The organism is Colwellia sp. F1, from assembly GCF_056238625.1.
Genome location: NZ_JBWDLI010000008.1, coordinates 88,361 through 104,032 on the forward strand (window position 1 = coordinate 88,361; position 15,672 = coordinate 104,032).

A 15,672-nucleotide genomic window follows, 5' to 3' on the forward strand; every position below is an offset into this window, starting at 1 on the left:
ACCTAGGTTTTTGCTCTTAACGCTTTACTCTTAACCCTTTACAACAAAGACATGAGATTCCGTATTAAGCGACCTACGGAATGACGGAATCGGGGAGACAACGGCATGACAGAGCGGGGTGACCTACGGAATGACGAGGTGGCGCACTTGTCGTCTTCCTGAACTCGATTCAGGATCTAGGGGTTTGAGCCATTAGATTCCGTATTAAGTGAGCAACGGAATGACGGCGCTGGGACATCAACGGAAAGATGAAGAACGCAATAACAGAACACTGACAAACAAAAACACAGTAATAAACAACAAATAATAGAGATGGATTTATGAAAATAGCTATCGCCGGTACAGGTTATGTAGGGCTTTCAAATGCTATGTTATTAGCGCAACACAATGAAGTTGTCGCGGTAGATATTATCCCTGAAAAAATAGAGCTGCTTAATCGTAAAGTGTCACCCATTGCTGATGTGGAAATATCAGACTTTTTACAAAATAAAATATTAAACTTTTCCGCCACGTTAGACAAACAAGCGGCTTACGCCAATGCTGATTACGTTATTATTGCTACGCCAACCGATTACGACCCTGAAACCAATTATTTTAATACGCATTCTGTTGAGGCGGTAATTCGTGATGTAATGGCCATTAACCCCGCGGCGGTTATGGTGATTAAATCAACGGTGCCGGTGGGGTATACCGCGCGTATTCGTGAAGAGCTTGGTTGTGAAGGCTTAATATTTTCACCTGAATTTTTACGTGAAGGAAGGGCGTTGCACGACAACCTTTATCCTTCACGCATTATTGTGGGCGAAGACTCTGAACGTGCTCGTGTATTTGCTAATTTATTAGTGCAGGGCGCAATTAAAGACAACATTGACGTGTTATTTGTTCGCTCTACCGAAGCAGAAGCGGTGAAGCTGTTTTCAAATACCTATTTAGCCATGCGCGTTGCTTACTTTAATGAGCTAGACTCGTATGCTGAAGTGCATGGTTTAGACTCACGCCATATTATTGAAGGGGTAAGTTTAGACCCGCGTATTGGTGACCATTACAACAACCCATCGTTTGGTTATGGTGGTTATTGTTTACCCAAAGACACAAAGCAATTACGTGCTAATTATCAAAACGTGCCTAATAACATTATTAGCGCTATTGTTGACGCTAACAGCACCCGTAAAGACTTTATTGCTGATTCAATTATAAAGAAAAACCCTAAAATTGTGGGTATCTATCGCTTAATTATGAAATCAGGTTCTGACAACTTTAGAGCGTCTTCAATTCAAGGCATTATGAAGCGTATTAAAGGTAAAGGTATTGAAGTTGTTGTTTTTGAACCCGTGATTGAAGAAGATGATTTTTTCAATTCTAGAGTGATTAAAGAGTTAACTGAATTTAAAGCCATGTCTGATGTGATAGTGTCAAACCGCATGGTTGACGAGTTAAATGATGTTGTAGATAAGGTATATACCAGAGACTTGTTTGGTAGCGACTAAGTGATAATTGTGAATGTTAAATTTTTAATGTTGAATGGGTTAGTGCTCACCGCGTCTTCCTGAACTCGATTCAGGAGCTGGGCTTGGTAATGTTGAATTTTAAATGTTTAATTTTTAATGGTTAGTGCTCACCGCGTCTTTCTGAACTTGATTCAGGATCTGGGTTTTTGTCGCTTTTTCTCGTCTTCCTGAACTCGATTCAGGATCTGGTTTTTTGTCGCTTTTTCTCGTCTTCCTGAACTTGATTCAGGATCTGGGTTTTTGTCGCTTTTTCTCGTCTTACTGAACTCGATTCAGGATCTGGTTTTTTGTCGCTTTTTCTCGTCTTCCTGAACTTGATTCAGGATCTAGGTTTTTGTCGCTTTTTCTCGTCTTCCTGAACTCGATTCAGGATCTGGGCTTTTGCTTAAATGTTTCAAACAAAGCCATGAGATTCCGTATTAAGAGACCTACGGAATGACGGGGCGGGGGGTAATGTTGAATTTTAAATGTTTAATTTTTAATGGGTTAGTGCTCACCGCGTCTTCCTGAACTCGATTCAGGATCTGGGTTTTTGTCGCTTTTTCTCGTCTTCCTGAACTCGATTCAGGATCTAGGTTTTTGTCGCTTTTTCTCGTCTTCCTGAACTCGATTCAGGATCTGGTTTTTGTCGCTTTTTCTCGTCTTCCTGAACTCGATTCAGGATCTGGGCTTTTGCTTAAATGTTTCAAACAAAGAAACGAGATTCCGTATTAAGAGACCTACGGAATGACGGGGTGGGGGGTAATGTTGAATTTTAAATGGTTAATTTTTAATGGGTTAGTGCTCACCGCGTCTTCCTGAACTTGATTCAGGATCTGGGTTTTTGTCGCTTTTTCTCGTCTTCCTGAACTCGATTCAGGATCTGGGCTTTTGCTTAAATGTTTCAAACAAAGACATTAGATTCCGTATTAAGAGACCTACGGAATGACGGGGTGGGGGGTAATGTTGAATTTTAAATGTTTAATTTTTAATGGGTTAGTGCTCACCGCGTCTTCCTGAACTTGATTCAGTAGCTAGGCGCTAGGGTTTGGTTTTCCTAGCACCTAGCACCTAGCACCTAGCACCTAGTACCTAGTACCTAGATCCTAGTCTTAGAACCTATAAATAGCGTTTACTTGTAAGGCATTTGTGTCTGGACGGATTACATATTCAGCTCTTAGTGCAATTTTACTGTTAAAGCTGTATTCAGCACCGCCACCTATCATAACGCCGTCGTCGTCACCTAGGTCAATACCTACGCGTGCAAGGGCTTTGATATTGTCGGTAAGCTCATAACCTGCAACAGCGGTAGTCCACAAACCGTTTACATCGCCTTTAATTTTTCTACTGCCGAAATAACCATAGTCAATTGATACGGTTGAATAACCAAGCTCAACAGCTAGGTCTAATTGGTCATGAAATTTGAAGTGTTTGTCAAGGTTGTAACCAGCAAACGCTTGCACGCCAATACCTGAAGCGCCTGATACGGTTGTGCGATGTACACCACCACCGGCATAGAAGCTTGACATGTCGATGGTATTTGCCGCCATTGTTGACGTTGAGGTAAGCAGTGCAAGTGTTAATAGAGTTTTTTTCATTATGAATTCCTTTTTAAGTATATAAATCAACGGGAAGATACCCCAATGGTGCGTTAACTTCAAGGGCGGGGGGTAATGTTGAATTTTAAATGTTTAATTTTTAATGGGTTAGTGCTCACCGCGTCTTCCTGAACTTGATTCAGTAGCTAGGTTTTGTCGCTTTTTCTCGTCTTCCTGAACTTGATTCAGGATCTAGGTTTTTGTCGCTTTTTCTCGTCTTCCTGAACTCGATTCAGGATCTGGTTTTTGTCGCTTTTTCTCGTCTTCCTGAACTCGATTCAGGATCTGGGCTTTTGCTTAAATGTTTCAAACAAAGCCATTAGATTCCGTATTAAGAGACCTACGGAATGACGAGCCGGGGGTGATCAACGGAATGACGGGGCAGGGGTGGTAATGTTTAATTTTAAATGGGTTAGTGCTCACCGCGTCTTCCTGAACTCGATTCAGGATCTGGGTTTTGTCGCTTTTTCTCGTCTTCCTGAACTTGATTCAGGACCTAGGGTTTTGCTCTTCCTAGCACCTACTATCTTTCCCTAGTAAATATCAGTGCGTTATTAATTAGTTTTACCTTACATTAGAGATCGATTATACTGTCATTGTTAATTTATAAGGAGGCTTTATGCCTATTACAAATTCAAATACATTACAGCAAGCTTTAGCTAACATTAGGTTAGAGTCTTTGTCCCTATCTGATGAGATTAAAGAGCTTCTAACTAGAGCGCTAACTGATCCTACAATCACTACCGATTATATTTTAGCTATTTTACGTGGTTAATGATCTATTTCCTGATAGTGTAGAGCCTGATTATTATCCGAATACAAATACCTTTGTTAATCGCAAAGGTATTACTGATTTAAAAAAGTTAAGAGAATTGGAAGCTGGTTTCTCTACTATATACGAATACTTGTTAATCGAAGATCCATCATTATTACCTGAAGAGTTCAATCTCTATAAACTCAAACGTATACATTATTATTTATTTAATGATCTATACACATGGGCAGGGAAAACCAGATCTTATCCAATGAGAAAGAATGGTGATGAATTTACTCCTCCTGAAGATTTACCTAAATATGAAGCAACTGTGTTTGCCAGGGTAAAGGAAGTCGTTGATCTTATCAGTCCTGAAAAAGATTACTTAGCTGAAAAATTGGCACGGTGTTTAGGTATATTGAATATATATCACCCTTTCCCTGAAGGGAATGGAAGAACACAACGCATATTTATATCTCTCTTAGCAAAGAAGCACGGTTTCTCTTTGAACTGGGCGTCTGTGCATTCATGGGAAAATATGGAAACATCTAAGAATGTTCACGTAGGTAATTATGAACCAATGATTAATTTAATTAAACGTATACTTAATTAAGAATTAGCACTCTCAGTTTATTAGGTAGCGTGTTGAGTTTTGAATGTTTAATGGTTAGTGTTTACCGCGTCTTCCTGAACTCGATTCAGGTTCTGGGTTTTGTCGTTTCGTTTTATGCCGTCTTCCTGAACTCGATTCAGGATCTAGGTTTTGTCGCTTTTTCTCGTCTTCCTGAACTCGATTCAGGATCTAGGTTTTTTGCCCTTGACGCTTTACCCTTTACAACAAAGCTCTTTACAACAAAGACATGAGATTCCGTATTAAGAGACCTACGGAATGACGAGCCGGGGAGACCTACGGAATGACGGGGTGGGGGGTAATGTTGAATTTTAAATGTTTAATTTTTAATGGGTTAGTGCTCACCGCGTCTTCCTGAACTCGATTCAGGAGCTGGGTTTTGCCGCTTTTTCTCGTCTTCCTGAACTCGATTCAGGATCTGGGTTTGATAATGGTTAATTTTGAACTTTTAATGTTTAATTTTTAATGGGTTAGTGCTCACCGGGTCTTCCTGAACTCGATTCAGGATCTGGGTTTTGTCGCTTTTTCTCGTCTTCCTGAACTCGATTCAGGATCTAGGTTTTGCCCTTAACGTTTTACTTTTTACTCTTTACCCTTTACAACAAAGACATGAGATTCCGTATTAAGAGACCTACGGAATGACGGGGGTGGGGTGATCAACGGCATGACGAGGTGGCGCATTTATCGTCTTCCTGAACTCGATTCAGGATCTAGGTTTTTGCCTCTTTTTCTCGTCTTCCTGAACTTGATTCAGGATCTAGGTTTTTGCTCTTAACGCTTTACATTTAACCCTTTACAACAAAGACATGAGATTCCGTATTAAGAGACCTACGGAATGACGAGGCGGGGAGACCAACGGAATGACGGGAGCGGGTGCTAACCGAATGACAACGCTGGGCTCTGTGGCTTGGTGGTGGTATCATTGGCCGCCTTTTATTTTATTCAATTTTGCTATGCACGCTGTTCATCAATTACATCAATATAGAAAAAGCCTTTGTACAACAACGTATAAATCGCGGGGGCAGCGGGTGCGGCGTTGTGAACTTTGCCGTTTGGCGCAGCAGCATTGTATTTGTGCTATTGCGCCTGAAAAAAATACCGTGGTGACTAACGCGGGTTTTTTGCTTTTAATGTATGACACAGAAGTGTTAAAACCGAGTAATACCGGTAAGTTAATTGCTGATTTAATTCCAGACACGTTTGCTTTTTTATGGTCTAGAACGACTAAAAATGACGAGTTGCTGGCGTTGTTGGCCGATGAGCAATGGCAACCTTTTGTGGTGTTTCCCAAAGAGTATACTGACAATAGCCGCCCAGTGTTTACCCAGCAGGTGGTTTGTAATGCAGGCAAAAGGCCGTTGTTTATTATGCTTGACGGTAGTTGGCGTGAGGCTAAAAAAATGTTTCGTAAAAGCCCTTATTTAGATAAGTTTCCTATTGTCTCATTTGACCTAAAACAAGCCATTGCTAACAAAACTGCTGCTATGGCTTTAGACGGGAGTAAAATGTCGCCAGTGGGGGATGACTCGCGCTATACGGTAAGAAAAACGCAATTAGCGCATCAGTTTTCAACCGCGGAAGTTGCCGCTAGGGTGCTTGATATGGCTGGGGAGCAACACAATGCGCAGTTACTTGATTTATGGTTTGATGTGTTTAATTTTCAATACCAAAAAGGCGTTTGCCAGCGTATTACCGGTAATGTTGATGCGCTTGAAAATTATCAGCACTTTTTACAGCAACAAGGCGTTTTACAGCAACAAGGCGTTGCTAAGCACAAATAATCGCGCATAACGCGTAACAGTTGCTACGCGTTATGCAACTTGTTACTTCATGCTAATGGTTGAGTGAATGTTATTGCCATCTTGATGATCAGGCTCAAACCAGCGGGCGGTGACCGATTTAGTATAAGTCCAAAAGCTGATTACTTGTTTACCATTAGGGCCAAGGTCACCCAGTTTAGAGCCGCGTGAGCCAGTAAAGCTAAAATAGGCTACGGGTACCGGAATAGGTACATTAATACCCACTTGGCCTACGTCTACCTCGTTTTCAAATTTTCTAGCATGCCAACCAGACGCAGTGAAAATTGACGTGCCGTTACCGTTGGGGTTGGCATTAATGATGTTAATGGCGTCTTCTAAGGTGTCGGCTTCTAATACACACAGCGCAGGGCCAAAAATCTCTTGAGTGTAAATATCCATGTCGGTTGTTACATTAGTAAACAGGCTTGGCCCAACAAAGTTACCGTGGGGGTAACCGTCTACTTGGCAATTTCTGCCGTCTAGCAGCAAGGTTGCCCCTTGTGCAACGCCTGAGTCGAGTAGGTTAATAATACGTGCTTTTGCTTGCGGCGATACCACAGGGCCTAAGTCAGCATCGCGCTGTGTGCCTGGGCCTATTTTCATTTGCTTTGCCCGTGCCACAATTTCAGGTAACCACTGGCGCGCTTCACCCACTAAAATAGTGACCGGGTTTGCCATGCAGCGTTGTCCGGCAGCGCCAAAAGCAGAGCCGAGTAAATCATTAATTGCTCGGTCTTTATTTGCGTCTGGCATAATAACCATGTGGTTTTTAGCGCCCATCATGGCTTGGGCTCGTTTGCCAAATTTACTTGCATGATTATAAACCTGAGTACCCACCTGGGTTGAGCCAATAAATGACACCGCTTTTACCGCATCGGCTTCAATTAATTGGTTGACGACGTCGGGCCCGCCATGCACTACATTTAATACCCCCGCAGGAATACCCGCTTTTAAGGCTAATTCAACCAGCAGTATTGTAGACGAAGGGGCTTGCTCTGACGGCTTTAAAATAAAGGTGTTGCCACAGGCTATTGCTGGGGGAAACATAAACGAGGGTAGCATTAACGGAAAATTGAAGGCGGTAATGCCTAAGCCAACACCAATGGGTTTGTTCAATGTGTAGGTGTCTACCTCGGTTGCTGCGTTATTGGCCATTTCGCCCAATTGTAATCGGGTAATTGAACAAGCATTTTCAATGGCTTCTAATGATCGGCCAACTTCGCCTTCAGCGTCGGGTAGGGTTTTACCGTGCTCTAGCGTGACTAATTCAGCTAAGGCTTGGGTGTTTTCTCGCACCAATTGCTGAAAATTAAGCATAATGCGCATACGGTTGGTTAATGAAACCTTTGACCAAGTTGTAAATGCCTGTGCAGCGCTGGCCACTGCGGCGTTAACTTCGGCTTTTGTTGCCATAGGCACACGGGCAACAACTTCTTGCGTTGCTGGGTTTAACACATCTAACCACGTGTTGGTAGTAGAGCGAATTTTTTCACCATTGATGATCAATGGAATGTCTTTAATGGTCATAATAGCCTTTGTTTTATTGAGTTAGCTTGCGGTTGTTTGTTGGCTTAGCGCTTTATTAATATGGCTTAGCGCTGCTATCGCCGTGATAACACTAAAGTAGTCTTTTAGCAGGGGTTGAGCAATAAGCAAAAGAGCAACGACTGTTGCATTTTTACAAGTGTCTGGTTTTGCTGTAAGATAACACACTTAATGGCTTGTTTAAGCTGCTAGACAAACAAGCGCAACTGCAACTGGGTATTGGCAATGAACTGGCATGATATAAAACTCTTTTTAGAAGTGGCGCGCAGTGAACGCTTGTCTATTGCTGCTAAGCGTTTAACCCTAGACGCTTCAACCTTGTCGCGCCGTCTACATAAACTAGAGCAAAGCTTAGCCACCAAGTTGTTTGAGCGCACCCTTGACGGCCATGTGTTAACGCACGACGGCACTAAATTATTACAATATGCCCGGCGCATGGAGCTTGACGCAGACCAAGCATGGCATGAAATTAAAGCGCAACAATATGTAAATAGCGGCCGAGTGCGTATTGGTGTTACTGACGCTTTGGGGAGTTTTTTTATTGCCCCTAACTTAGGTCAACTGCAACAACACTTTCCCAACATTCAAATAGAGCTAATACATTTTTCGCGCGATGTAAAAATAAGCCGTAATGAAGCAGACATTGCTATCTCGGTTGAAAAACCCAAAAGCACCTCAACAATAATTGTTAAACTTTGTGACTATCAGTTGCAATTATATGGTCATACAAGCTATCTTAAGGGGGTAGGGGGTAAGGTTGATATTAACCAACTTCATCAGTATCAGTGGGTTAGTTATGTTGACAACCTTTTATTTACCGAACAATTGTCATATTTAGCCGAGTTAAATAGCGCCATTGCCCCTAGCTTTCAAAGCACCAGTATTACTAGCCAATATAGTGCGATAAAAAGTGGCTTGGGTATAGGTATTTTACCGTGTTTTATGGCTGAGCAAGACACAAGCTTAATTAAGCTTTGTGCTAATGACATTAAGTTAGTGCGTAGTTTTTATTTGGTCACGCACCCTGAAAGTAAACGTTTGTCGCAGGTAGATACCGTATGGCAATATTTAAAAACGTTAGCACAAAATAACAAAGCGTTGCTTATGCCAGCGTAAGGTGTATAGCCATTTAACGGGATAAATTAACGGTGTATTAGCGGTGTAATAGGGTTACTTATTTTGAAAGTTAATTATTTAGCAAGGTGTACTGTTTTTAAAAAATTGCATGTTTTAAAGCGTTAGGTACTTACAAGAAAAGTATTTTCAAGAATTAATTATTGCTAACTAGCAACACAACCAATAAGTACAGGTATATATGGACAACTTAAATCAATCTTCAGATGACAGCGTGCAAAACAATAGTAAAAAGCCTTCATGGCTGGTTATTGTTATTGTAATTTTAGTGCTTGTAGCTATCGTTTTTGCGTGGCAGTTTACCGGCAACAAACCTGCTCCTGTTATTGAACAGCCAGCGCCCGTTACTGTTGTTGAACCAGAGCCAGAAGAGGTAGCGGTTATTCCTGAACCAGCGCCAGTAGTAGAAGCCCCAGTAGTAGAAGCGGTAGAACCTGCACCAGCGCCGGTTGAGCCAGTATTACCAACGTTAGATGAAAGTGATAACTGGTTAAAAATAAAACTGCCTGAAATTACTTGGCGCAAAGAATTACTAAGACTGATTATTGACGAAGACATAATACGTCGTTTTGTTGTCTTTACCGACAACTTTGCCCAAGGCACGGTTGTTTACGAGCATAGCCCCTTTATTTTACCTGCGGTTAAATTTACAGCCGAGCAAGGCACTGATAACGCAGAGGGAAGCATTGTTGAAAGTGAAGTGGTTGAAAATGACAACGTAAACGTAAAACAAACACAACAGCAAGTATTACAGTGGGATGAAGACTCAGGCAATCGCTTTAATTTGTATGTAGACTTACTACGCTCTACAGACAGCGAAACCTTAGTGCAATGGTACTTAGACATTAAACCGTTAATTAATGAAGCCTACGCTGAACTTGGTTATGAAGACGACTTTACCCACACATTGCAAGACGCGATTACCCGGGTTTTAGACATGGAGCTACCTAAAACGTCAATGGCTTTAGTGCAACCTAGCGTTATGTATAAGTTTGCTAACCCTAAACTTGAAGCCTTGTCTGACTCTGACAAACTGCTGCTGCGTTTAGGCAAAGACAACTTATTAGTGATTAAGTCTGTGTTATTAGAAATACATGAAAAACTCGCCCAAAAACAAAACGGGGTTAACTAGCAAAACTAAAACAAGGCTAAAAAAAGCCAAGAAACGCGAGTAAGTTTAACAAATTAGCGACTGTTTGCGTAAAAAGTAGCCAAGCAGTCGCTGTTATAAGAAAATAACCAAGTAGTGCTTGCATCCGTTGAATTGATTAGCGATAATTCGCGCCACTTGATAACGAAGAACTTATTTTCAAGTGCATTATGGCGGCCCTTCTGGTCCCCTCGCAATGATACTCTGTGAACTCGGCCAGGTCCGGAAGGAAGCAACCGCAGCAGACGACTCATGTGCCGAGGTGTGGCTATTAGGGTTGCCACCAACCTTTTTATCTTGTTGATACAACCATCCCTTGACAAATAGATATGTATAAGCCGAAATCCATTGGTTTTAATTATAAACTATGTGACCAAATAAGAAGATATACGCCTGATTTTTTAATAACGCCATTTAACGAAGAGCAGGTGTTCTACGAAGTAAAACCTTTTGTAAAACTCAATCAGAAGAGTTTGAACTTGAGTTTAAAGCTAAATAAGCAGCAGATTCTTAATCTAGGTATAAAATTAGAATTAATAACCGAAAGAATAATTCGGGTAAAACTGTTAATTAAGAACTTAAAATTACTTCATAGGTACCAAGGTTTAGAGGAAGGCGGTCGTAAGCTGTCAATAGTGTTTAAAACCATATAGTTACTTAGATACGTTAAAGAAGGTGTTGGTCTTGGCTTATATGTCGACAAGTGCTCCAATATTGTATACATTACATTTTTATTAGCTCAGAAGGAAAATCACTTGCTATTAAAAGATGCTTATCATGAGATCTTGGCTATAGTGCAAAGAATCAAACAAGGAGGTTAAATGAAAAGAACAGAAATACCAAAACTCATAACCAAAATTATCCGCTTTAATCGCGCTTGGAAGTTAGCACTACAACAACTGGGTGCGCATTCAAATTTAGCCAAATCATTGCGAGATCAAAAAGCATGTTTACAAGCAGAGCTTTTAAGAGACCATGCAGGCACCTATTTAATATTAGATAGAAATACAGGGTCAGAAGAGCCGCTATACAGTGTGCAATTTGATTCGACTGTTTCCCTACCAGAGCTTCCATACAAAGACGATGCCGAGCATATGCCAGTTCGAATAGCAGAAATGCTATTTACTCAAAATGAATTATCAAGATTAGTTAGAGATTAATAATGTTAGAAACTTTAAATAGCATTTATAACGTAATAACCAGTAACAAATTAACATCTATAGTTAGTACTATTATTGTAGTGATTTTTACTCTAACCATAGCCCTTGAAGTATTTACTTTTTTTGCGAATAAAACCCGATTAAATTTGGTATTTAAAAAGTTTAGCAAGCTTGCGGCTAAAATAAAATCTGGTGAAGAGCTAAGTAAGGCTGAGAAAACTTTAAAAATCGAGTACTTTTCAAAACTAAAAACCAATGAAGCGAAAGTTCTCTTAAAGAATTACCCTGATAAAATATCACGAAAGCCAGAGTTAAGTCGTTTTAGATATATAACTAGTGTACTGACGAGTATTGGTGTTATAGGTACATTTTTAGGTATTGTTATTGGTTTATCAGGTATTCAAGAAACACTTAGTAACACTAATGAACCTACTTCTGCTGATATGGTGGAAGGTGTTAAAATTTTACTTGGCGGTATGGATACAGCATTTATTACCTCCCTTGTTGGTTTAACTACCTCTATTATATTGTTATTTGCATTAAGGCTAATAGAGTGGTTTACAATAAAACATTATTTACATGTGGTCGCTAGATTTAAAGAACAGTTTCGCGCCGAAACTATGGCAGATTATTTAGACAAACTTGCGGGTGGAGATCAAGACGAAGTAATAGAGAAACAACTTGAAGCGGCAAAAAAAAGCGCTGAAGCATCAACTGCAATGCTTACAATGGGAGGCTCGTTAGAGCGAGCTGCTGATAATTTTGATGCTGACAAAATAGGCCAACACATATCGTCGAGTTTAGATAAAATATTTACTGCCGAAATGGTTCCTGTGTTTACTGAAATTTCAACAGAGCTCAAAGCATTACGAGAAATTAAACAAGACAATGGTGAGAAAATAATTCAAGCGATCATGACTCAACTTCGTTCAGAAGTAATTGAGCCACTATCAAATCAAATTTCAGAAACGTCTAGCCTTGTTAAAAGCTCAACCAGTGCGGTTACTAAATTACATAAAGAGCTTGGCGGCATTGCGACTAAGCTTGCGACAGCAGTTACTACAATCCAACAATTTCAAGAAGATACGCTAACTAAACTTGGAAAGTTCTCAAATGATTTACGCAATATATTATCGAGCTTTCAAACAGATACCAAAGAAATTCTAGAAGGTGTTTCAGAAGAGTTGGATAAATCTGTGCAAGTCAGTGTTGAAGCAATGGATTCGCAAAAAATTGCCTTTAAAGAAAGCGCTGAGCAAGCAGCGGGAACCTTTAGTGGCATTAAAGTTGAGTTAGAAAAATCTCTTACACATCAAGCTGGTATTCAGAAAATAATGCTTGATAACACAGAGCAGCGCGTAAAAGATATATTAGATAAGAGCCAAAAATCTAACGAAGCACAGGTTAAAGTAATTGAGCAAGTAGGTACAACCGCAACTGGCTTAATGAATAATGCCAAAGAAAATCTAGAAAACACATTAATTAATGTAGATAAGGTATTGTTTGAAACCAAAAATACAGTCACAGAGCAACTAGACAACTTTAGAGTGACGTATCAGCAAAGCCTTGATACATTCTTTAAAGAGCAAAATAATCTGCTGGAAAGCACTTTAGGTAAGCAACGTGATGGTTTAGCTAAAGTGGTTCAAGACTGCGATACGGTATTCAAAGAAGAATACACTCGCCGTAAAGAGTTAGGTACAGAGCTAACTACCAACCTAACCGAAATGCAAAAATCGGTTGAGATAGTGAATAAGTTAGTTCAAGCGGTTCAGCTTATGGAAAGCTCACACATAAACCAAATAGAGCAAACTGCAAGTACCATTGGCTTACAAGTAGGTAAATTAGAGAAATCGTATGCCAGTTCATCAGAGCTGTTCGGCTCTTTGATAAAACAAATTCCAGAAGAGCTGAATACTTATTTCGAACGAGCAAATAAATCGCATGAAAAGTTCTTTACCGAAATGGATAAAGCGTCAGCGCAAATTCATACTCGTTTATTGCAATCGGCAGAATACCTAATTTCATCTGAAACCCAACGTCGTATGATGAACGACAGCGAGGTTAGTTAAAGTGTCTTTTAAGCAACCTATGGAGTCTTTTAGAGATACCGATGGGCATACCGAAGGAACCGAATGGCTTTCTATAAGTGACTTAATGTCGGGCTTGTTATTAATATTTGCGTTGCTAGTCGTTGTTACCTTATTACAATTAAAAATAACACAAGAAGAAACACAAAATAAACGTGTTATTGTTATTCAAGCCTTACAAGAGCAGTTTAACTCGAATGGTATCAATGCCGAAATTAATCCTGATACGGGCGATATAACTTTGTTAGATTCCGTGCTTTTTGATTTTAATGAAAAAGAGTTAAAGCCAGAAGGTAAAGAATTTTTAAATCGTTTTATTCCTGTGTATAGCGGCGTAATATTTTCTAATGAAGGGATCAGTGAAGAAATAACTCGAGTTATTATAGAAGGTCATACCAGCTCTGACGGTGCACTAAGCTACAACATGCAGCTTAGCTTAGGTAGAGCCAACAGTGTGTATCAATACATAAACACTATGCAGCTTGAAGATAATAAACCTAACTTCTTAAAGAAAATCCAAGTAGCAGGTCGTGGTTCAATGGATGCTAATGAAACTTTGAGTGAAGACAAAGATCGTAAAGTGATTTTTAGAATGCAATTTAAAAATGAAGATGCCTTTAACAAAGTTTCAAAGTTGTTGGACAGTAGATAATGGCGTCTTTGATCTGTATTACACCACCTAGAGCGATATCAGCACAAAATATGTTGGCTTCAGCTAACATGTTGCAAAAAGATCAACATACAAAGCTATTTGATAACTTAGTTTTGCCAACCGTACCACCAAGGTCTGTAGATGACATTTTAGATTTAATACAAAGTGGTAACGACGAATCTATTTCGTTATTAGAATGGGTTACGTTATTTGAACAACAAGACTTACTGAGTGATGCAACAATAAATCAAGCAACACGAAGTAAAAACCTGATTTGGGAATGTATAAAACAAAACCCTAATATTAGACACATAGCATTTTGGCGTATGTGCTTATACTTTGACGGCAATAATGAAATTATGCCCAATAAGTTACTAACGAATCATAAAAATGATTTAGCTTCCCTGGTTTCAGTCGATAAACAAAAAGCGTTAGTGGTTATTGCAATAAGTGACAATAACCAAGATGACCTTGCATATTACTCATTGCAGTCTACATTAAAACCAGAGCGCTTGTTATTTAAGCTTGGTTTACCTTATAAAATAGCAATAGCGCAAGAGTCTATAAACTCAATAGAGAGCGTTTTATCAAAGCAAGGCGTTGCTAAATTTGAACAACGTTATTTAAAAATATTAGAAAGTTATTCAGGTATAGAAGCAGATCAAGCAATAACTCGTTTAATTGCCACTATAGATAATTCAAATATAGAAAGCTCTCAGCTATTACTTGGCTATATTCTTGAGAACTATTCACCAACAGCCGCAAATACGCGCTGGAAAAACCTAGATTTAGATACTCAAAATAAATTAAGAGGCTTATTAGGTTCCGCATGGTTTGGTGACTTTAAAAAGTTTATATTCCAAATCACAACACCAAAAATTGCTGAAACGCTAAACCTAAAAGATAGAGAGATTACGCAATTAAAAAACAGGGTAACGTTCTGGTCAAATTACCAAAGCAGGTTCCATAGTTTCAGAATATTCTTACCGTTGAAAACAGCTACAATTATACAGAATCTTGGCGTTAGAGTACCTGAGCATACTATTGTTGACGGTTTTTCAGAAAGCTGGAAAGAAACAGAATTGTGTTTATTAGAGTTCGATAAACATATTATCGTTGAGTACTTACGTGGTAGTTTTAGTGGGGTTAAGGCCTATAGTAAATCAAACCCTATGATTAATACTTTACTTACTACAAGCAAATTAAATATGTATACCTTAAATGACATCCCACATTTAATGGAACACGATCATTTAATCTATTGGCAGCATAGCTGTGAAAGGCAATTAAGAAGAGACTTGTCGATAGTTCCAGATACTTCGCGATCTAATTTCCTTATAGTCGATAGTGACGGTTCAAAAAAGGAGTTTTATCAAAAATATAGCGCTCAAGATGGATTGCCATTACTTTCAAAAACAAAACAAAAAGTACGTTCAGAAGCAGTACTAGAATATAAAACTAGAAATATGAAGAGTTGAATTATTCTCATTAAATCACTTAGAACAATTTTGACCACAAAACGACGTGTATTGATAGGTTTGGTATGATTAGTGGATATTTGTTGGTATTGATAAAGTTAACTGTTATTATCTTGCGACCAATGGAGTGTGCTATTTACCTGATATGTAAATAGAAAGTTAAAAAAGGAGTTCTTCCTATATTTTCTATCTCT

At 39.4% G+C, this 15,672-nt stretch carries 14 protein-coding genes and 1 other RNA gene; 12 read left to right on the forward strand and 3 right to left on the reverse strand.

From position 1 onward, the window contains the following. Window positions 1-320: 320 nt before the first annotated feature. Window positions 321-1,487, forward strand: coding sequence for a nucleotide sugar dehydrogenase (locus AC0UA9_RS09345; protein ID WP_475659477.1), 1,167 nt, complete (start codon window positions 321-323; stop codon window positions 1,485-1,487). 740 nt (window positions 1,488-2,227) lie between these two features. On the opposite strand, the gene AC0UA9_RS09350 is transcribed toward AC0UA9_RS09345, so the two are convergent. Then, window positions 2,228-2,395 carry a hypothetical protein gene (locus AC0UA9_RS09350; RefSeq protein ID WP_475659479.1) on the reverse strand — a complete coding sequence of 56 codons (168 nt, stop codon included), beginning with the start codon at window positions 2,393-2,395 and terminating at the stop codon, window positions 2,228-2,230. 204 nt (window positions 2,396-2,599) lie between these two features. Further along, complete coding sequence (locus AC0UA9_RS09355) at window positions 2,600-3,085, reverse strand: outer membrane beta-barrel protein (protein WP_475659481.1); 486 nt, start codon at window positions 3,083-3,085, stop codon at window positions 2,600-2,602. 619 nt (window positions 3,086-3,704) lie between these two features. Here AC0UA9_RS09355 and AC0UA9_RS09360 point away from each other — a divergent pair. The 3 genes from AC0UA9_RS09360 (at window position 3,705) to AC0UA9_RS09370 (ending at window position 6,251) form a co-directional block, all read left to right on the forward strand. After that, window positions 3,705-3,860, forward strand: a complete 156-nt coding sequence (locus AC0UA9_RS09360; protein ID WP_475659482.1) for a hypothetical protein — start codon at window positions 3,705-3,707, stop codon at window positions 3,858-3,860. Continuing rightward, window positions 3,853-4,452: a Fic/DOC family protein gene (locus AC0UA9_RS09365; protein WP_475659483.1), complete on the forward strand. Its 600-nt coding sequence runs from the start codon at window positions 3,853-3,855 to the stop codon at window positions 4,450-4,452. Before AC0UA9_RS09360 ends, AC0UA9_RS09365 begins: the two co-directional genes overlap by 8 nt. A gap of 878 nt (window positions 4,453-5,330) precedes the next feature. Next, window positions 5,331-6,251: a tRNA-uridine aminocarboxypropyltransferase gene (locus tag AC0UA9_RS09370; RefSeq protein ID WP_475659484.1), complete on the forward strand. Its 921-nt coding sequence runs from the start codon at window positions 5,331-5,333 to the stop codon at window positions 6,249-6,251. 42 nt (window positions 6,252-6,293) lie between these two features. On the opposite strand, the gene AC0UA9_RS09375 is transcribed toward AC0UA9_RS09370, so the two are convergent. Further along, window positions 6,294-7,796 (reverse strand): CoA-acylating methylmalonate-semialdehyde dehydrogenase, encoded by a 1,503-nt coding sequence (locus AC0UA9_RS09375; protein WP_475659486.1) that lies wholly within the window; start codon window positions 7,794-7,796, stop codon window positions 6,294-6,296. Window positions 7,797-8,039: 243 nt separating this feature from the next. On the opposite strand from AC0UA9_RS09375, the gene AC0UA9_RS09380 reads away from it, so the two are divergent. The 8 genes from AC0UA9_RS09380 (at window position 8,040) to AC0UA9_RS09415 (ending at window position 15,478) form a co-directional block, all read left to right on the forward strand. Beyond that, the gene (locus AC0UA9_RS09380) at window positions 8,040-8,930 is read left to right on the forward strand and encodes a LysR family transcriptional regulator (protein ID WP_475659487.1); all 891 of its coding nucleotides are present in this window, start codon (window positions 8,040-8,042) and stop codon (window positions 8,928-8,930) included. 199 nt (window positions 8,931-9,129) lie between these two features. Next, window positions 9,130-10,080: a DUF3014 domain-containing protein gene (locus AC0UA9_RS09385; protein ID WP_475659489.1), complete on the forward strand. Its 951-nt coding sequence runs from the start codon at window positions 9,130-9,132 to the stop codon at window positions 10,078-10,080. Between the two features lie 198 nt (window positions 10,081-10,278). Beyond that, an RNA gene (gene ffs / locus AC0UA9_RS09390) (signal recognition particle sRNA small type) lies at window positions 10,279-10,375 on the forward strand. Window positions 10,376-10,427: 52 nt separating this feature from the next. Further along, window positions 10,428-10,751: a TnsA endonuclease N-terminal domain-containing protein gene (locus AC0UA9_RS09395; protein ID WP_475659491.1), complete on the forward strand. Its 324-nt coding sequence runs from the start codon at window positions 10,428-10,430 to the stop codon at window positions 10,749-10,751. 168 nt (window positions 10,752-10,919) lie between these two features. Further along, entirely contained in the window at window positions 10,920-11,258 is a 339-nt protein-coding gene (locus AC0UA9_RS09400) for a hypothetical protein (protein ID WP_475659494.1), read from the forward strand. Between the two features lie 2 nt (window positions 11,259-11,260). Further along, window positions 11,261-13,330 carry a hypothetical protein gene (locus AC0UA9_RS09405; protein WP_475659495.1) on the forward strand — a complete coding sequence of 690 codons (2,070 nt, stop codon included), beginning with the start codon at window positions 11,261-11,263 and terminating at the stop codon, window positions 13,328-13,330. A gap of 1 nt (window position 13,331) precedes the next feature. Continuing rightward, window positions 13,332-14,000 carry an OmpA family protein gene (locus tag AC0UA9_RS09410; protein ID WP_475659497.1) on the forward strand — a complete coding sequence of 223 codons (669 nt, stop codon included), beginning with the start codon at window positions 13,332-13,334 and terminating at the stop codon, window positions 13,998-14,000. Then, the gene (locus AC0UA9_RS09415) at window positions 14,000-15,478 is read left to right on the forward strand and encodes an EH signature domain-containing protein (protein ID WP_475659498.1); all 1,479 of its coding nucleotides are present in this window, start codon (window positions 14,000-14,002) and stop codon (window positions 15,476-15,478) included. The genes AC0UA9_RS09410 and AC0UA9_RS09415 overlap by 1 nt, the downstream gene beginning before the upstream one ends. Window positions 15,479-15,672: the final 194 nt, after the last annotated feature.